The 19,603-nt window shown below is 52.1% G+C and carries 16 protein-coding genes; 6 read left to right on the top strand and 10 right to left on the bottom strand.

The features are described from left to right. Both KK062_RS21585 and KK062_RS21590 read left to right on the top strand, forming a co-directional pair. Positions 1-612, top strand: a 612-nt coding sequence (locus KK062_RS21585) for a phosphatase PAP2 family protein (RefSeq protein WP_254086432.1), incomplete at its 5' end; no start/stop codon positions are given. A 69-nt stretch (positions 613-681) separates the two neighbouring features. Continuing rightward, complete coding sequence (locus tag KK062_RS21590; RefSeq protein ID WP_254086433.1) at positions 682-2,880, top strand: TonB-dependent receptor family protein; 2,199 nt, start codon at positions 682-684, stop codon at positions 2,878-2,880. A 129-nt stretch (positions 2,881-3,009) separates the two neighbouring features. Here KK062_RS21590 and KK062_RS21595 read toward each other — a convergent pair whose 3' ends face one another. The 4 genes from KK062_RS21595 to KK062_RS21610 all read right to left on the bottom strand — a co-directional run bounded on the left by KK062_RS21595 (position 3,010) and on the right by KK062_RS21610 (position 7,702). Further along, on the bottom strand, positions 3,010-3,759 hold the full coding sequence (locus KK062_RS21595) for a lysophospholipid acyltransferase family protein (RefSeq protein WP_254086434.1): 750 nt from the start codon (positions 3,757-3,759) through the stop codon (positions 3,010-3,012). 255 nt (positions 3,760-4,014) lie between these two features. After that, positions 4,015-5,343, bottom strand: coding sequence for a Gfo/Idh/MocA family protein (locus KK062_RS21600; protein ID WP_254086435.1), 1,329 nt, complete (start codon positions 5,341-5,343; stop codon positions 4,015-4,017). A gap of 119 nt (positions 5,344-5,462) precedes the next feature. Continuing rightward, a complete protein-coding gene (locus KK062_RS21605) occupies positions 5,463-6,443 on the bottom strand; it encodes a formylglycine-generating enzyme family protein (protein ID WP_254086436.1) in 981 nt (326 codons plus the stop codon). 65 nt (positions 6,444-6,508) lie between these two features. Further along, a complete protein-coding gene (locus KK062_RS21610; protein ID WP_254086437.1) occupies positions 6,509-7,702 on the bottom strand; it encodes an RsmB/NOP family class I SAM-dependent RNA methyltransferase in 1,194 nt (397 codons plus the stop codon). Positions 7,703-7,790: 88 nt separating this feature from the next. Here KK062_RS21610 and KK062_RS21615 point away from each other — a divergent pair, with 88 nt between their 5' ends. After that, the gene (locus tag KK062_RS21615) at positions 7,791-8,711 is read left to right on the top strand and encodes a hydroxypyruvate isomerase family protein (RefSeq protein WP_254086438.1); all 921 of its coding nucleotides are present in this window, start codon (positions 7,791-7,793) and stop codon (positions 8,709-8,711) included. Between the two features lie 119 nt (positions 8,712-8,830). Beyond that, positions 8,831-11,680 carry a CHAT domain-containing tetratricopeptide repeat protein gene (locus KK062_RS21620; protein WP_254086439.1) on the top strand — a complete coding sequence of 950 codons (2,850 nt, stop codon included), beginning with the start codon at positions 8,831-8,833 and terminating at the stop codon, positions 11,678-11,680. A gap of 148 nt (positions 11,681-11,828) precedes the next feature. Here KK062_RS21620 and KK062_RS21625 read toward each other — a convergent pair whose 3' ends face one another. The 5 genes from KK062_RS21625 to KK062_RS21645 form a co-directional block, all read right to left on the bottom strand. Beyond that, the gene (locus tag KK062_RS21625) at positions 11,829-12,968 is read right to left on the bottom strand and encodes a PQQ-dependent sugar dehydrogenase (protein ID WP_254086440.1); all 1,140 of its coding nucleotides are present in this window, start codon (positions 12,966-12,968) and stop codon (positions 11,829-11,831) included. A gap of 88 nt (positions 12,969-13,056) precedes the next feature. Next, on the bottom strand, positions 13,057-13,629 hold the full coding sequence (locus KK062_RS21630; protein ID WP_254086441.1) for a GDYXXLXY domain-containing protein: 573 nt from the start codon (positions 13,627-13,629) through the stop codon (positions 13,057-13,059). A gap of 23 nt (positions 13,630-13,652) precedes the next feature. Beyond that, a complete protein-coding gene (locus KK062_RS21635; protein ID WP_254086442.1) occupies positions 13,653-14,954 on the bottom strand; it encodes a DUF2157 domain-containing protein in 1,302 nt (433 codons plus the stop codon). A 78-nt stretch (positions 14,955-15,032) separates the two neighbouring features. Continuing rightward, positions 15,033-15,740, bottom strand: coding sequence for a Bax inhibitor-1/YccA family protein (locus KK062_RS21640; protein WP_369075179.1), 708 nt, complete (start codon positions 15,738-15,740; stop codon positions 15,033-15,035). A gap of 29 nt (positions 15,741-15,769) precedes the next feature. Then, complete coding sequence (locus KK062_RS21645; protein ID WP_254086443.1) at positions 15,770-16,621, bottom strand: SMP-30/gluconolactonase/LRE family protein; 852 nt, start codon at positions 16,619-16,621, stop codon at positions 15,770-15,772. A 123-nt stretch (positions 16,622-16,744) separates the two neighbouring features. Here KK062_RS21645 and KK062_RS21650 point away from each other — a divergent pair, with 123 nt between their 5' ends. After that, positions 16,745-17,179, top strand: coding sequence for a cytochrome B (locus KK062_RS21650; RefSeq protein WP_254086444.1), 435 nt, complete (start codon positions 16,745-16,747; stop codon positions 17,177-17,179). 107 nt (positions 17,180-17,286) lie between these two features. Continuing rightward, positions 17,287-19,044, top strand: a complete 1,758-nt coding sequence (locus KK062_RS21655; protein ID WP_254086445.1) for an OmpA family protein — start codon at positions 17,287-17,289, stop codon at positions 19,042-19,044. Between the two features lie 56 nt (positions 19,045-19,100). Here KK062_RS21655 and KK062_RS21660 read toward each other — a convergent pair whose 3' ends face one another. Next, positions 19,101-19,568: a DUF6841 family protein gene (locus KK062_RS21660; protein WP_254086446.1), complete on the bottom strand. Its 468-nt coding sequence runs from the start codon at positions 19,566-19,568 to the stop codon at positions 19,101-19,103. Between the last annotated feature and the right edge of the window lie 35 nt (positions 19,569-19,603).

Genomic DNA, 19,603 nt, shown 5'->3' on the forward strand with positions numbered 1-19,603 from the left:
AAAATGTGGAGCATGACGGACGCCGACCTCGTTCAGTGTCGCCCGGTACCCCCGCCGTTTACCGCCTCGGCTGAAATGAAAGCAGAAACCGAAGAGGTAAAATGGTATTCTAAAAACCTGACCCGCGAGCGCCTCGCCATTGTACACAAATGGGCCGACGGTGCAGGCACCTATACACCCCCCGGCCACTGGAACGACATTGGCGCAGAATATATCCGCGATGCCCACTATAGCGAAGTACGCGCGGCGCGGGCCTTTGCACTGATCAACATGACGCTGCACGATGCCGCCGTCGCTTGCTGGGATACAAAATTCTATTACTTCAATCCGCGCCCGAGCCAGATGGACCCGTCCATCAAGACCGGCACCGGCGTGCCCAACTTCCCGGCCTTTACTTCCGGCCACTCGACTTTCTCCGGATCGGCTGCCACGGTATTGGGCTACCTCTTTCCGCAGCAGGCGCAATATTTCTTGCTCCAGGCAACGGAAGCATCCTACTCGCGAATGTATGGAGCGATCCACTTCCGCTCCGACGTGGAGATGGGCCTCGAGCACGGCCAGACCATCGGCGGCTTTACCATAAACTTTGCAACGACAGACGGCGCCGATTAGTCTATAATTACGAATCACCGGGAAAGGCCGGACCAAAGCCTTTCCCGGTTATCCAAACACCCAGGACACATGACAAGACTTTTTACCGCTATTGTTTTTATCACCAGCATCTCAGCGGGCTTTGCACAAACCGACTCGCTGAAGATAAAGCAGCTGAAAGAAGTTGTGATCCATTCCAGCCGGTATGAAGTAGAGCGTCTGCCGGCTACCCAAGGTACCTACCTGCTGGGTGGCCGCAAGAACGAAGTGCTGAACATCCAGCAGATGAACGTAAACATGGCGGAGAAAACCCCGCGCCAGATCTTCGCCAAAGTGCCCGGCGTATTTGTATACGACATGGACGGCACCGGCAACCAAACCAACATCTCCACCCGCGGCCTCGACCCGCACCGCGGCTGGGAGTACAACATTCGCAAGAATGGCATCATCACAAACTCCGACATGTACGGCTATCCCGCCAGCCACTACAGCATGCCGATGGAAGCGGTAGAACGTATTGAAATGGTGCGCGGCACAGGGTCGCTGCAATACGGTGCCCAGTTCGGAGGTATGCTGAACTATATATCCAAACACCCCGATACCACGCGCGTAGCGGCCTACGAGACCATCAACACCGTCGGCTCGTTCGGGCTCTTTAGCACGTACCACGCACTGAACGGAACGGTCGGCAAATTCCAGTACTACGTATACTATAACAAACGCAAATCCGATGGCTACCGCGACAACAGCGACTCCGACTTCGATGCGCAGTCGTTTATGCTGGCGTATCGCCCCACCGATCGCATAACGATCAAGGCCGAAATAGCGCGCTCAAAGTACATATACCATATACCCGGCCCGCTGACCGACAGCATGTTCCACGCCGATCCCCGCCAGTCGACACGCGCGCGGAACTATTTTAATCCGGAAATCTATGTACCGTCACTCTCCGTGGATTGGAAACTCTCAGACCGTACGCGTCTGTCATGGGTAGTATCGGCCGTGCTGGGTGAACGCAACAGCGTGCAACTCGACAAGCTGGCCACGATGAAAGATGTGATCGATCCGAATACACTCACCTACGCCTCGCGCCAGGTAGATATCGATAATTTTAACAGCTACACCTCGGAGCTGCGCCTGCTGCATACCTACACCCTTGGAAAAACCGAGCATGTAATAGTAGGTGGCGTACAGCTCTTTAATAACGACCTGCATCGCCGTCAGCTCGGCAAAGGCACGACGGGCGCTGACTTCGACCTAACACTGATCGATCCCAACTGGGGCCGCGACCTGCACTTTAAAACCAACAACGTAGCCGTGTTTGTGGAAAACGCGTTCCACTTGCTGCCGGGGTTGTCAATCACCCCCGGCGTACGCATAGAAACAGGTAAATCAAAAATGTCGGGTACTATATCGTACTATGATGCCGGCAACTTTCCCGATGACATTGTTCACACCTTTGCCCTGGGCGGCATGAATATCGACTACATCACCCGCAAGGGAAACAACGTCTACGCAGGTTTCTCGCAGGCCTACCGCCCGGTAATCTTTAAAGACATCATTCCGTCCTCGGTATACGAGACCATCGACAAAGACCTGAAAGACGCCACGGGTTACAACATGGAGCTCGGGTATCGCGGCACCACCCATGGCTTGCGGTGGGACGTAGGTGTATTTAGCCTGCGCTATGACAACCGCCTCGGTACACTTGAACAGACGAACCCCGACAATGGCACGACATATATTTATCGCACCAACATCGGCAACTCCATGACCACAGGTGCAGAGATATTCCTGGAATATAATCTGCGGCTAGGCGACTACAGCAACCTGTCGTTCTTTACCTCGACAGCATTCTTCCACGCGCGATATACCGATGCTATAGTACGCTCGGGCAAAAACGCCGGGGGAAGTGCCCAATCGGAGAACATCGACATACGTGGCAACAAAGTGGAAACAGTACCCGATGTGATCACGCGCAACGGTATCACCCTCTACTGGCGGCGCCTGAGTGCGACAGCACTGTATAGCTATACAGGGGAGAGCTATGCCGATCCGTTGAACACGGTAACGCCCTCGAAAACCGGCGCCGTGGGCCTGGTACCTTCATATGGACTGCTGGACTTCAACGCATCGTTTCGCATCACGCCGCAGTGGATGGTGCGTTTTAATATGAACAACATGACGGATAAACAATACTTCACAAAACGTCCCAGCTTCTATCCGGGGCCAGGCGTCTGGTCGTCAGACGGCCGCTCGATGAACGTGACGGTAGCATTGAAGGTATAGTCCGAAACATTTTGAATTGATAATTTGGGTTAGTTCAAACACACCCGCACGGCTCAGACTCACACGCGCTTAGGCTCCAAGCGAGAGTAGTATCCGGATATGCCTTCATCCTTTGAAGGCTGTCCGGATTTACTTTTTTACGGGGGTATTCTTCACAATCATATCATACATGATCGCAAACACCTTGTCTTTCAGCGCAACGGTATTGGCCGTGGTAAGTCCCGTCGTTTCAATGGGCTCGCCTACATAAATACGGATCGTACCCGGGCGCAAATCAATAGTACCCGGCGGCATCAGCGGGCCAGCACCCAATACCACCATCGGCATAATAGGCTGTTGTGTATCGACGGCAATACGGAACGCCCCATCCTTAAAGGGCTGCAGCAAATCCTTCGAACGGTTCTGCGTACCCTCGGCGAAGATGAGAATCGAAATGCCTTGCTTTAAAAACATCTTGAGCCTATCGATACTACGCTTGCGGCTTTCCGGGCTCGAACGATCTACAATGATAGTAGCCGCTTGCGCAATCCACCCAAACACCGGGATCTTCTTCAATTCTTTTTTTGCCAACGGCCGGAACTGCCCGGGAATGATCATCCGAATGCCGGGAATGTCGAGGAACGAGGTGTGATTGCTGACATAAATGTACGACGCACCCCGTTTGAAATTTTCCGTACCATAAAACTCATACCGGATAAACGTAAGCTGACTAAAGATCCACGACCATGCATACAAAAACGCATAACCAATGTTCCCAAAGCGCTGCCCCAGCATAAAAGGAACGACAATGCCCGGCAGCAGAATCAGCATAAACACCGTAAACACCAGAAAAACCCACACCTTATACAGCGTAAGCAGAATGAATCGAATGACTTTCAAAGCGTTGAATTAAAAAATCGACCGCGAAAGTTCCGAAACTTTTCCCAACAAACAAGCACAAAAAGGTTGAAGAGGAAGAGTAGAAAGAGAGCCACTTGGCAGGTCTGGTTCAAGTCTTAGCGCCCAGCGAAGCGCAGGCGCGTGACTTGGACCCGGTATGGCCGCAGTCTTCAGACTGCGTGGTGCCAGCCAACGTCGTAGACAAAAGGAAAAAAGGCCCGAGGAGTGCTCGAGCCTTACGTATGAATTATTACACTAAGAAAAATACCGCGTAACCCCCGGCGTAGCAACGGGATAAAACCCATTCGCATCCGGCTTCACCGGCATATCCGCATCCCAGGCAAACGTAGTCGGCATAATGCTCAGCCCGGAGTTAAGTGCCTTATCCCACTCGATCACCTGTCCTGAATAAGTCGCCATCCGCCCCATGATCGCCGTCAGCGTAGACTTCGCGCCATTCTCCGCATCCGCAAACTTATATTCACCTTTCGCAATGGCAGCAAACAGCTCATCGTGCTCAGTCTGATACGGATTATTCTCATTCTTCCGGTCGTACTTATACAAAGCCTTACCCTTGTTGGTAATCTCCGCAGCACCACACTTCACAACACCTTTCGTACCCACGAACATCTCATCCACAATCGCATACGTACCTTTGATGTGACGGCATTGGCTGTTCAGTATAGTGCCATCGGCATAATGATATTCCACATAGTGGTGATCATAGATCTCACCATACTCTTTGCCCGTCCGCACCTGGCGGCCACCCAGGCCAAAAGCCTTCACCGGGTAATCGCCCTTGAACCAGTTCATCACATCGAGATTGTGTATATGCTGTTCGTTGATATGGTCGCCGCACAGCCAGTTAAAATAGTACCAGTTGCGCATTTGATATTCCATTTCGGTTTGACCGGGCTTGCGCATGTTTACCCACACACCGTCGTTGTTCCACCACACCTGGCCCGAAGTGATCTCGCCGATCATACCATCCTTCACGCGCTTGAACAGCTCGCGATACGAGTTCTGGTAGTGACGTTGTAGACCCACGACCACGTTGAGCTTTTTCTTCTTGGCTTCTTCCGCTGCGCGCAGCACGCGCTGTATACCGGCAGGGTCAGTGGCCACGGGCTTTTCCATAAACACGTGCTTGCCCTGACGAATGGCTTCTTCAAAGTGAATCGGACGGAAGCCGGGAGGCGTCGTCAGGATCACAACATCGGCCAGCGCAATAGCTTTCTGGTACGCGTCGAAGCCGACAAACTTGTTTGCTTCGGGAACGGCGACCTTAGCCTTCACGTTGCCCTCTTCCGAATTCTCGTCGGTGAGTGCTGCATAGGCGCTGTCGAGGCGATCGCGGAAAGCATCGGCCATGGCCACGAGCTTAACATTCTGTTTGGTGAGCATGGCCTGCATGGCTGCGCCGGTACCCCGGCCACCGCAGCCAACCAGTGCGATCTTGATGGTATCATCCACCGAGTTGAAATAGCCGCCGGCATGGGATAAAAACGGAGCGGCCACCAGGCCTCCGGCCAGCAGGGAGGATTGCTTCACAAACTCCCGGCGTGATTGTTTATCTTCTTTCATGGTTCTAGTGTTTGGTATCGTTCGTTTTCTAAGCGAAGTACAGTGAATATACATCTTCCGCCATTCCTTGCCGCCGGCTTTTATACACCCGGTCGGAATGCGGGTTGACCCTTACCCTGTTATTTCAGGTACGATGCATAAAACGCATCTGCTTCCGCTGCTGTGGGCTGCGCCAACGGACGCACGATGCGGAAACCCATATACATGCCCTCGGTTAACCACCAGCGGCTTTTCGGTATCTGCGGGTCGCGTTTGTTCCACGCGGCATTAGACGGAATGCGGTTGGCCGTACGCAACATGCTGGCATCGTCCAGGTATGAACCGCCCCGAGCTGCTCGCGGGTAACGCGAAGCCGGCGCCACCGTGGGGTCTTTTGCACCGTCGGCCAGCGTGTTATAGGTAGCGGCGTCGTATTGGTCCAACGTCCACTCGCTCAGGTTTCCGTGCATATCGTACAAACCCCAGGCGTTGGGCTTCAGCTGTTTTACCGGCTGATATTTACCGCCGCTGTTGCTGACAAAATAACCATATTCAGGCAGCAGCTTAACGTCGTTACCAAAGGTATAGGCTGTCGTGCTTCCTGCGCGGCAGGCATACTCCCATTCTGCTTCGGTCGGCAGCCGGTAGAAGATGCCGGTCTTGGTGTAGAGCCATCGGCAATACATGATACAGGCTTGCTGGCTCATGCTGTTGGCCGGGTGTTGCGGCTCACGTCCCATGCCCCATGTCAGGTCGATATACTGTGCCGTAGGGCGCGACACGGCATCAACGTCGATAGCCTTTGTCTGGGGCACATCCATGTTCTTAAAGAAGGTATCCCACTCGGCAAACGTCACTTCGTGTTCTTCTATCCAGAACGCAGAAACTTCCACTTTCTTTTGCGGGCCCTCATCCTCTTCACGTCCGGCTTCGGCCGCAGCGCTGCCCAGGGTAAAGCTGCCGCCCTTGATCGGTATCATTTTAAACTTTACCGCAGCGCCGGGCACGGTCTGCTCGTACGGCAGGAAATCTTGCGCGGTAGCGATACTAAAGATACAGGAAAAAGCCAGGATCAGGGTCAGTACCTTATGGTACAATAGGTGGCAAAGCGGATGTTTCACGTCAGTCGTAAATGGTTAGGGCCTCAATATAGAAAAACCCATCACCCGCTGCAACCACGGTGTGCCTACGAGAGACGGCGCAGCAGCGCCATATAGAATCCATCAAACCCTTCGGACGGCCAGGCGTGCGCTTCATCCAGCATGTCGAAACGTCCGTTTTGCGTCTCCAGGAATTTTTTTACCTGGACTTCATTTTCAGAAGGCATGATGCTGCACGTAGAATATACCATCAGCCCACCGGGTTTGAGCATCTCACAATAATCGTTGATGATGTGCTGTTGCAACTCGCGCACATTCTGGATAAACTCGGTCGAGAGCTTCCACTTGGCGTCGGGGTTGCGTTTTAATACCCCCAGGCCCGAGCACGGCACGTCGAGCAGTAGCCTGTCCGCTGACTTCTCCAGGCGCTTGATCGTCTTGGAAGAGTCGATGACACGCGTCTCGATGTTGCTCGCGGTGGCACGTCGGGCACGTTTCTTAAGCTCGTCCAGCTTCCACTCTTCGGTGTCCATCGCGAGAATGCGTCCTTTGTTTTGCAGCAGCGACGCAATATGCAGGGTCTTGCCACCGGCACCGGCACAGGCGTCGACCACGCGCATGCCGGGCTCCAGCCGCATGAAGGGTGCGATGAGCTGGGAGGCAGCATCCTGCACTTCGAACAGACCTTGTTTGAAGGCTGGTAACCGGAATACATTCTGCCGGCGCTCGAGCACCAACGCATCCGGTACATCGGGCAGCGTGGCGGTTTCTACATGCTCTTCCAGCAGCAGGGCCTTCAGCTCGCGGGGTGAGGTCTTGAGCGTGTTGGTGCGCAGCACCACCTCGGCCTCTTCGTTGAGGGCATGCAGCTCGCTGTCCCACCGGGCGCCGAGCTCTTGTTCGCCCAGGTCGTCGAGCCAGTCGGGAATCGATTCGTTAATGCGGCGGATCTGCTGAAACTTCTCCAACCGGGCTTGTATCTTGTCGGGCTGCAGTCGGTTGAACTCATCCCACGCAGGCAGGGGTACATCATGAAGCACACACCAGCCGCCCAGCAGCGACCAATAGTCGTTTGACGGGGTGTCGGTCAGGGTTTGAATCAGCCGGTACCAGCGCACAATATCGTATGTAGTCTCGGCAATAAACCGCCGGTCCCGGGCGCCCCATTTCGGATCTTGCTTTAATACTTTTTCGATCACCTTGTCGGCGAACTTGCCTTGCTCGAAGATCATTTCCAGTGACTGGATTACGGCACGGGCAATGTTGACGTAGAGTTTCATGTGGGTGCGAAGATACTAGGCTTAGGGGAATAAGGAGAGAATTTTTACCTTGTATCAAAACGACCCGGCCCCTTAAACCCCGATAACCATGAAACGCAGAAACTTTTTGCAAAAAAGCCTGGCCGCTGCCGCCTCTACCGCAACCCTCGGCGGCGCCCTGGCGACAGTCGCTACCGCACACCCCACGGCCTCTGCCGAAAAACCATTTAAGCTCAACTACGCCCCCCACGACGGCATGTTTGCCAACCACGGCGGAAAGGACTTCGTCGACCAGATCAAATTCATGCACGACCAGGGCTTTCGCGGCATTGAAGACAACGGCATGCTGGGCCGCTCCAAAGAGCAACAAGACAAGATCGGCGCCACCCTGGCTAAGCTGGGCATGACCATGGGCGTATTTGTGATTGACACCGGCAACAACTGGAAGGTATCACTCACCACCGGCAAGCAAGAATTTAAAGACGCTTTTATCGATACCTGCAAACGCTCCGTCGAGCTGGCCAAACGCGTCAACGCCAAGTGGGCTACCGTGGTACCCGGCTTCTACGAACGCCACTTACCCATAGGCATTCAAACAGCCAACGTCGTGGACGCCCTGCGCCGCGGCGCCGAGATATTGGAACAAGGAGGCCTGATCATGGTGCTGGAACCGCTGAGCGACACCCCCGAGCTCTTCCTGCGTTACTCCGACCAGACGTATGAGATCTGCAAGGCAGTCGACAGCCCATCGTGCAAGATTCTGTACGATATATACCACATGCAGCGCAACGAAGGCAACCTCATTCCGAACATCGAAAAATGTTGGGATGAAATCGCGTACGTCCAGATCGGCGACAACCCGGGTCGCCACGAGCCCACTACCGGCGAGATCAACTATAAGAACATCTTCAAATACCTCTACGATCGCGGCTACCGCGGCATCATGGGCATGGAGCACGGCAACGCCAAAAGCGGCAAGGAAGGCGAGCTGGCGCTGATCAAGGCGTATCGGGAAAGTGACAGTTTTTAAACCCTACATAACCGTGGGGGATGATTTTAAAACAGGCCGTTTCACCTGAGAGACGGCCTGTTTTTTTTGAGTGATAGCGGCAAGACTTTTGTAAATTTGACCTCCCTAAAAACCCCTCTATGAAACTTGGCTGGATAACCCTCCTTTTTCTCTCCCTCACGTTTACCCTGAACGCCCAAATACTCAAAGACCTCCAAAAGGCGGCAACCGACACCGGGAAAAAACTGAACACCAAAGAAAACCGCGACAAGGTAGCCACCATCGTGCTCAAGGACATGGAAAAGGCGCGTGCCGAATTCGACTCCACCGACTTTGACTACGCCATCCTCGTAAGCGACAACTCTGGATTGTTCGACCTCAAAGAAAAAGGAGAAAGTGCCGCCCGCTTTACCTCCGTCGTAGGAATGGGCACATCCTATCTAAAAAACGATGAGCTGGCCGATGCCGAAAAAGCCCGCTTTCACCGCGAGATGGGCGAAGTATGGTATGCCAATGGCAAGTTTAAAATGGCGGAAGCGAAATTCACCGCCGCCAAAGCCGCCTACGAAAAAGCCAACCTGCGCGAAGACATCGGCTATATCAAAACCCTGTCAGACCAGGGCTTGCTCTATAACACCATGGGCCGCTTCACGCAAGCCGAAGGCGCCACCGCGGAAGCCCTCGACATGCGCGTAACCAGGTTCGGCGCCAATAACCTAAGCGTGGCGGCATCCCAAAACAACTACGGCGTATTGAAGTATAACCTGGCCCGCTACAACGAAGCCGAGAAAGACTTCGAAGCCGCGGAGACCGTCATCAATACCAACAACTTGCAGGCCGCCATGCAGCACGCCATCGTGCTGAACAACCAGGCCATGCTGTTCCAAACCATCGGCCGCCTGGAAGAAGCCGAGAAGAAATTGAAAGAAGGAGTAGCCATCGCCGAAAAGATTCAAGGCTCCAGGTCCAAGAACAACCTGCGCTTCCTGGCCAACCTCGCCCTGCTATACCAGCAGATGGGGAAATATACCGAGGCCGAAACAATCTACACCGGCATGGAGAAACGCCTGGGTAAAAACAATCCCGACTACGCCGCCATGCTCAGCAACCAGGCCGCCTTGTACATGGTCATGGGCAAAGAAGACAAAGTCGAAGACCTGCTGAAACGCTCCGCTGCGATCTACAAATCCAAGTTCACGGAAGACAGCCCCGCGTATGCCAGAGCCGTGAGCGACCAGGGTAATTTCTATCGCTACAAAGCCCGGTATAGCGAAGCCGAGCCCCTGCTCGAAAAAGCACTGAGCGTACGCGAAACAACACTCGGCAAGAACCACCCCCTATACGTACAGTCGCAGGAAGACCTCGCCATTCTCTACTGGAAACAAAAAGCGTGGGACAGAGCCTTCACGATGTATCGCGAGGCGATGGATAAATCACTCGACTTCGTCAGCAAGTACTTTCCACCCATGAGTGAAGCCGAAAAGACTAAATATTGGGACGTACTCTCGCCGCGCTTCCAACGCTTCTATAATTTTGCTGTCGAAGCCAGCCCCGAGAATCCACACGTAGTAGGCGCCCTGTTCGACTACCGCATCGCCACCAAGGCCTTACTGCTCAATTCAACAAACAAGGTCAAGCAAACGATCTTTGCGAGCAAAGATCCCGCGCTGATTGGTGACTACATCACCTGGCTCGATCAAAAGGAAATGCTCGCCCGTCTCTATGCCTATTCCAAAGACGAGTTGAAACAACAGAAGATCAACCTCGACTCGTTGGAGCGTGCCGCCAACGCCACAGAGCGCAGCCTGTCACAACGTTCAGCAGACTTCTCATCAGGCTACACTACACAAAAGATCAGCTATGGTCAGCTCGCCGGACTACTGACCGATACCGAGGCCGTGGTAGAGATCGTGCGCCTGCAAAAATTCGAGCAGAAGTTTACCGCCGATGCACGTTATTTAGCATTGGTGCTGACGAAAGGCGTCGAGTCTCCCAAGCTGGTGATACTCGAAAACGGTCAGCAGCTCGACACGCGTTATGCCAGGTTCTACCGCAATGCCATTCAGACACACGCCGACGATAGTTACTCCTACGACCAATTCTGGGCACGCATCGAGCCCGCGCTCGCAGGCAAAAAACTCCTCTATCTTTCGCCTGATGGCGCTTACAACCAACTGAACATTAACACACTCAAAAAGCCCGACGCCGGCTACATTGTCAACCGCTACGACCTGGTAGTATTGGGGAACTCCAAAGACCTGATCGCCCTCAAAGGACGCAAGCCCCGAACCACAAAAAAGAATGCAACACTTCTGGGCTTCCCCGATTACGGAGCCGGCGACATTAATCCGCTGCCCGGCACGAAAGTAGAAATCGACAACATCAACAAAGTGTTGAAAGCATCCGCCTACCAGGTAACACAGTTCACACAGAAGACAGCAACCGAAAAGAACCTCAAGGCCGTAAAGGCGCCCACACTGCTACATGTCGCAACACACGGCTACTTCCTGCAAGATGTGGAAGAGACCGGCAACGCCTTTGGCGTACAACTTGAAAACGCAGGCAACAACCCGCTGCTCCGCTCAGGCTTGTTGTTAGCGGGAGCCTCAGGCACCGCCAGTGGTACCCGCACACCGGATCTGGAAAGTAACGACAACGGCGTGCTGACAGCCTACGAAGCCATGAACCTAAACCTGGACGGTACCAGCCTGGTGGTACTAAGCGCTTGCGAAACAGGCCTGGGAGACGTAAAAGCAGGAGAGGGAGTATACGGCCTGCAACGCGCCTTCCTGGTGGCGGGTGCAGAAGCCCTGATCATGAGCCTCTGGAAAGTAGACGACGCCGCCACACAAATGCTGATGAGCAACTTCTATACCCAATGGATCAAACTGGGCAACAAACAAAAAGCCTTCAAACAAGCCCAACTCCAGCTAATGACAAAATACAAAGACCCCTACTATTGGGGCGCCTTCGTAATGATGGGTATGTAATACTAGGTGGTAACTGACAGCTGGTTCAAGTCTTCCGACCGAAGGGAGGGCGACTTGGACCTACCATGATGCAGTCTTCAGACTGGCGTAGGGCATTAAAAAAGCCAGGTCGAAGACGTTGGCTTTCATTAACGACGCAACGCATCCTCTACTGCGGAACAATCTTCACAACCATCCCAGGACTTTCCGTAGCAACATATAGATCACCCTCCGGCGACTGCACCACTGCCCGCACCCGTCCGATTTTATCGAGTAACTTTTCATCATGCACCGACTTATTCTCCGCACTCACCTCAACCCGGTGCACATGCGTAAGCGCCAACGCACCTACTAAAAAATTCCCCTTCCATCCCGGATACTGATCACCACTCACCCGTACCAACCCACACGTTGCAATCGACGGTACCCAATAATGCACCGGCTGCTCCATTCCTTCCTTTGCAGTAATATCCGTAATCGGCGTACCATCATAATTAATACCATACGTAATAATCGGCCAGCCGTAATTCTTTCCTTTCTCCACCTTATTCAACTCGTCACCACCCTTCGGTCCATGCTCAACATCCCACAGTGTCTCCGTGGCAGCATCATATACCAATCCCTGCGGATTACGATGCCCATAACTCCAGATCTCCGACTTGGCACTGTCTATTCCCACAAAAGGATTATCGGTTGGCACCGTACCATCTTCATTCAGCCGCAGCACCTTGCCCAGGTGGTTGCTGAGTTTCTGCGCATTCGCTTTTGTACCACGTTCACCCGACGAAAAGAAAATATGCCCTTTACCATCAAACACGATCCGTGAACCAAAGTGCACATCCGAGTTAGCAAACGGCTGTGCCGAAAACAACTCATGGAAATCCGTAAACGCATTGCCTTGAAGCTTGGTGCGGGCAATTGTCGTGCCGCCACCGCCTTCGCCGGGCTTCGCGTAGCTCAGGTAAATCCAGCCATTGTTGGCATAGTCCGGGTGCGCAATAATGTCGAGCAACCCGCCCTGCCCGTTGGCATAAACGGAAGGTACATTTTCAATCTTCTCATCCAGCAACTTGCCATCCTGAATGATGCGAATCTCACCCTTGCGCTCGGTCACGAGAATCCGACCGTCGGGAAGAAATGCCATGCCCCACGGATTTTCCAACCCGGTAGCGACAGTATCAACACCAAAAGCTTGTTTTTCAGATTTAATGACAGGCCCGTTGTAAGCAGCAGAATCATTATGCTTATCAGAACATTGTATCAGAGCGAAGGTCATGCCCGACAAAAACAGAAGTACGTATTTTTTCATGAGTGTATAAAGGAACAAAGATAGAATACGGGAGTATTCAGCAGAATAAACACTTACCAACACCAGCTTGGACCTGATGAACGGCGTGTTATTCCGGCTTATTATTCATTTCCCGCACAATGTCGGCAATAGGCCGGTCGTTAACCATAACATTTTCCAACGCTGCTTGCCCGTTACGCACACGAATCATAGCGTATACCTGCTGTGTCGAGTCCGACCGCGATTCCCAGTAAAGCCGTTCTGCTTCTGAAGCTTTCGACTCTTCGAGATAAAACCGCTCAAAAGGATATTCGAACATTACCGTGGCAGGGGTACCGCTGTCGACATACGAAATGCGTACCTTGATATAGTCATCACCTTCCTGCTCGTAAAGTGAAGCGCGCGAAATGCGGCCATAGCCGGCCGAGTCGGCCAGCGTAATGTACATATACTCATGGCCAACCCATTCCTGATAGTCGTTCACCGTGACCTGATTTTCAGAAAAATTCAGGGTGATATATTTTCCCCGGAAGGGGTCACTCGGGTCTATCGGGGCGGTTTGCAATTTAAATAATCGTCCCTCCGACAGGATTGCCTCCTGGTCGAGGATCGTTTTAAAAGGAATAAACCACTGTGCCAGGCACATGACCACAAAAGCAACGATGATCAATGTTTTTTGCATGATACGATCAATAATATATATTTCTAGTATGCACTACGCCGGTTGCGCAGCACACGCAGGTTGGTGACAAAGAACCCAACCCCCACGGCTATGAATAATAACCCGCGTGCAACAAAGCTCATCTCGGTGTCGAAGAAGCGGCACAGGATCAACAATGCCAGAATAAACAGACCATAGTTCAAAATGCTTAACTTGTTTTGCCGTGCTCCATCGCGAATGGTGAACACGCCAAAGACAAAGACGGCAACATTGGCCAGAATACGGCTAATCTGCGGTTGCGTAAACCCGACAAGAAACAACACAAGAACAACAGCGAAAGCGAAGACCTTAGCATTGAGTGCGGCGTCACGATTTCGGTATAGCATATATACCAGCAGGCCAGCGGTAAGCACAACAGAAATCCAGTACGGAGCGGCCGCACGTAGATCCACCGCGTCACTCATACTCATGCGTGATACGCTGTCCCAGAAGTCATCGAATGTTAAAAATAAAAGCATGCCGATAGTGCCCAGGCTTCCACAAATCAGGAATCCATTGACAATCAACCGGCGCTGACGTAATTTTTCGAAATGTCCAATAAGTACCAGCAAGCTCATCAGGTTGACATACAGCAGCGCGGTAAGCTCCTCGTCGGCATTGGCGAGGAAGAGGTGGTTGAACATGCCAAACGTAAAGAGCAGCGATAAGGGCAGGAGCCAGGCATGAAACGCAAAGAAATTGCTTTCGCTATGGTCGCGATACAGCCGGTAATAATACGGGCATGAAACCGCCAGCAGCGCAAAATACCACCAGGCAACGCCGGCGGGCCGCTCGAAGTAAGCGACATTACACCCATACCACGTAATGCCACCGAGCAATAACATGGACGCTACAGACGATCGGAGGATATACTGAATCGGAAAAGCCAGTAACATCCAAACCAACAGGAATTCCGACAGCTCGCCATCGATCTGGTAAACCTGGCTAACAATAGCAATCGCCGCTCCGATAGACAAAAAGAGAAATGTAGCACTTCCCTCGCGCCACGCCGTGTTGTCAGCTTTCTTAAACAGAGTAAAAGCGCAAACCGCCTGCCCCACCAACAAAGGCAGAAGCGCCAGGGCCAGCTTAGGCGCCTTGCCAAGCACATCCCAGTTATGGGCGATGATGAGGATAACGCCCAGTCCCGTCAGCAACGCACCCAGGATACCGAATACGATCACGAGACGATTAGCCGCATGTTCGGGCTTTTGAGCATAGTACGCGCGAATGCGCGCTGCTGTATCGGGCGTAATGACAGAGGCCTGCTCCAGTTCGGCCAATTCCTTTACAAAAGATTTACTCATAGACGCTGTAAAAAAATATAGCCTACGGTAATCCGTAGGCTATAAAGTTAATGTATTAATATCGGTTTAGCACGCAGCTTAGCGGCGACGACCGAAGATCCGCAGCAGATACAGGAACAGGTTGATGAAGTCGAGGTACAGGGTCAATGCGCCCATGATGGCCTCCTTGTGGTCATCATCGCTGCCTTCGTTACCGATGATGTTCATGTTTTTAATCTTCTGCGTGTCGTACGCAGTCAGCCCGACAAAGATCAACACACCGGCATAGGAAGTAATCCAATAAAGAGTCTCGCTTTGCATGAAGTAATTGGCGATCGAAGCAATGACTAAACCAATGACACCCATAAACAGGATGTTACCCCATTTGCTCAGATCGGTCTTGGTAGTATAACCGTATATACTCATTACGGCGAATGTTCCCGCCGTGACAAAGAATGTAGAGGCAATCGATGAGGCCGTGTAAACAATAAAGATACACGACATGGTAAGTCCGTTCAATACAGCGTAAATAAAGAACACGAACGTCGCCAGGTTGGCCGACATACGGTTGATCATGCTGACCAGGATGCCGACGGAGATCAACTCTAAAATGATCAGACCGAAGAACATCCACTTCGTACCAAAAATAAAACCAAGCAAAGCTTCTGACGATGCAGTATACAAGGCTACCAGTCCTGTGAGGATCAGCCCGAGGCTCATCCATCCGTAAACTTTTACCATGAAACGTTGTTGCTCGGCCAGTACCTGGTCAACGGTGGGCATTGTAGGCGTAGTAGAAGAATCCATATTCGTAAAAATTGCTTAAAGATATAGAATCATTTTTGAAACGTATAGGTCATAATGCGGTTGCCGAAAAACGTCGGAACGTAAAGCCATTTTCGGGTGGCGTCGTATTCGACATCGGCGCAGTTCAGTTTTTGCTCCCGCGTGTCCAGCAGGGCGTGTGATTTCCCCTGCGCATCAACGAAATACGCCTCTCCCGGCCAGCAAGACACGATAAACTGTTGTTTGCCTACAGGCACGATCCCGTCATTTCCGCCGGTCGCCACATCCGAGACCTTGACCAGGTCTTTTCCTTCTTTTAAGCAGTAGAGCGCACCGTTGCCCACGTCAGCGACATAAATACCCTCGGGTTGTGCAAGTAACCCGTTGATACGTTGAAAAAGGGGGCTTTCGAAATACAGAATCGCTTTATCACCCTGGATGCGATGAATTTTACCTGTACCGGAATCAGACACATACACCCTATCCGCTTTATCTACCGTAATGTCATTCAGGAATTTAGCGTCCGGTACGTCTATGCGTCGCACGATCTTGCCCGAAGCCAGGTCGATCACCGCCACTTGAAAAAGATCGGCTACATATAGATGGGGGCCGGCTATGCCCATGCCCTTCGGGGCATCGAGACCAGTGACCCACTGCAGATTGAGTACTTTTCCTTCCGGTGATATTTTTGAAATAAAACCTTTGCCATCCTTTTCGCCGGGGCCACCGTCAATATTGGATACATAACAAACTTTGCGGGCGGGGTCGATCAGAACAGATTCGGGAACACGAAAGACCGTGTCAGTTTGCCAGACCAGGGTAAGCTTTTGTGCCACGGCCGTGCAGACCGAAAAAAGCAGCAGCATACCTGAAAATAACAGGGAGGGCACAGGTCGGTTCATCGGTTTGGGGTTAGGGTTGAACGCCTTTATTCAAAGGTAGCTTTTTCCCAGTACCCAAAGAAGCCCGTGAAGGTTCGGAACTTTGACCCCGCTGTGCTAATTTGGACCAAAATTCAACTTTTTATGCTTTATAAAATTCTTGTAGAAGCACACTCGGGCGTCCGCTACCTGGTGTTGCTGCTGTTGATCGTGGTAATTGTAAAATCACTGATGGGCCTGATCAACAAAAGCCCCTTCGCCAAAGCCGACAACATGCTCAGCCTGTTTCTGCTGATCTTCACACACATCCAGCTACTGTTGGGCCTGTTCCTGTACTTTGTCAGCCCGCGCGTGAATTTCGGCCCCGAAGCCATGACCGACTACTACCGGTACTTCACTGCCGAGCACATCACGGGGATGCTGGTGGCCGTCGTACTCATAACAATAGCCCGTTCGACGTCTAAGCGTATGACCGCTGCCGCCGCCAAGCATAAAAGACTGTTCCTCTTTAACACCATTGCCCTGGTGATCGTCCTGGTAGTATTGGTGCTGGGAGGTGTAAAAATTGTAGGAAGGTAACAGATCATACTTTTCGATCGACAAAGCCGGGTTTATCCCGGTTTTTTTGTATACGACCATTTCTGTTATTGTCTTAACTTTACACCCTAATATCTAACCTCTACGCTATGAGATCGTTATTACTTTTGTTACTGGTGTCGCTTACATTCTCTGCCCGTGCGCAGCAGCAATCCATGCTGCGGTATGAGCTCGTGAAGATGGACAAGAATGTAAACACCTTCCGCCACGAAGCTGCACCCGTAGTCTCTCCCGATGGCAACACCCTCTATTTCTTTGTGCAAAACCACCCCGACAACACCCTCGGAAAGGACGACACACAAGATATTTGGGCTTCTAAAAAAGACGCCAACGGCGTTTGGGGCGTAGCAGAACACTTGCGCAACCCGTATAATATCCACTCCTCTAACCAGGTATTTACAGTGTTCGACGACGGCAGCCTCTTCATTCGCGGCGGCCGCTCCAAGGGGGAAAAAGGATTCTCTATTGTCGCCAATGGCTCGCTGAAAGAACTGGATGTAAAAGACTTCAAGTCTATGAACAAAGGGCGCTTTTATGGCGCCAGCATGTCGGCAGACAAAAAATTCATGGTGATATACTTTAGCGAGAAGGATAACGCCGAGCTGAGCGATCTGTACCTAAGCCAGGCACAACCCGACGGCAGCTGGTCGCGTCCCGAAAAGATGGGCCTGAGCACCACGACCGACGAAGTAGGGCCCTTCATCGGCCCGGATCAAAAAACGCTATATTTTGGCAGCGCACGCCAGGCCCCCGGCCGCCAGGGCGGTGTTGATATTTACAAAACGACGCGCCTGGACGACACCTGGAAAAAATGGTCAGACCCCGTCAACATGGGCAAGCCCATCAATACCAACGCCCTCGACTTCTACTTCACCATCGACCGCGATGGAAACATCTTTACCAGCCGCGCCAACAAGGCCCTGGAAGGTGCGCAACTCGATTTATATCAGCTCGTACCCAAGACTTTCAAGGTAAATCTTACGGGCGTAGTGTTAAACGAAAAAACACAGGATCCCATCGTAGCCGCCCTTGATGTAAAGATCAAAGAGAAAGAGCCCCTGAAGCTGAAATCAAACACCACCGGTAAATTTGAAACCAAACTGCCCGAAACGCAGGCGATTACAATCGCCGCATCCGCAGAAGGCTTCCTGCCGAAAGAACAATCCCTGAAACTGCCGGTATTGACCGTCGACACGACGGTATTTGTAGAAATTTTGTTAAAGCCGGTAGCGAAGAAACTGCTTGTCATGGGGAACGTATATGATAAGAAAACAGAAAAGCTGATCGCAGCCAAAGTGGACATTACCCTGCGCAAGGATCGCAAAACAACGTTTAAAGTACCCGCCGAGAAAGGTACATTCGAGAAAGAAGTGCCGAAGGTAGGTTGGTATATGCTGAACGCCACTGCCGAAGGCTACCTCAACGCCACGGATAGCGTAGAGCTTGAAAGCGAAGAGCTCTCACCCGCCACCCGCGATCTATACCTCGAGCCGATTGAGATCGGCGTTACCGTGCGTCTCAAAAATATATACTTCGACTTCGATAAAACGACCTTGAAGAAAGAATCTTTCACCGAGCTGAACAAAGTGGCGGACTTCTTAAAACAAAACGCCACGGTAGAAATTGAAATCGCCGGCCACACCGACAGCAAAGGCTCCGACGATTACAACGCCAACCTTTCACAAGGCCGTTCGCAATCCGTGGTAGACTATCTCGTCAGCCAGGGCATCGAAAGCTTCCGCCTCACAGCCCACGGCTACGGCGAGTCCAAACCCATCGACACCAACGACACCGAACCCGGCCGCGCCAACAACCGCCGCGTGGAGTTCACCGTCGTCAAGAAGTAAGAACGCAAAAATATGTAAGCAAAAGAGGCTGCCGTGAGCAGCCTCTTTCGTTTTTTTCAGACCTCAGCTCCTTGCGCCTTATTCCTGGCCACCAACCCATGCTCCTCCAAAAGCTTCTGCTCATCGCCGGTGACATATGCAAAGACTTTTAGCACGCTATCAAAGTATCTCAGAAAATAAACCACATCAAACTCGATCGAAACATCACGCCCCTGCTGCCGATAACGCGAGTCCCAGTGCACCCTGGCCATGACGTGGAAATCATCGATTAATGTCACGGCCAGTTCCTTGATCTTCATAGACTGGGTCCCAATACTTTTATAGAACTCCATCCCTTGCGGAATAACCTTTCGAAACTCTGCCCCATTCTTCCCCGCATTCACACCCACCGGGCTTGATTCAATGAAGCTCTCGGCAAACGCAGCTGCCGTACCTTCAACATCTGGCTTCCCCGCCAGTCCCCGGTTGAAACGATCTTCATACTCCCGGAAGAACGCTTCGGTTTTCTGTTTGATCTCTTTCATAATCATTTGCATTTTGAATGATTTCCGACCCCATA

This window comes from Dawidia cretensis (genome assembly GCF_018598175.1).
GTDB classification, from domain to species: Bacteria; Bacteroidota; Bacteroidia; order Cytophagales; family Cyclobacteriaceae; genus Ohtaekwangia; species Ohtaekwangia cretensis.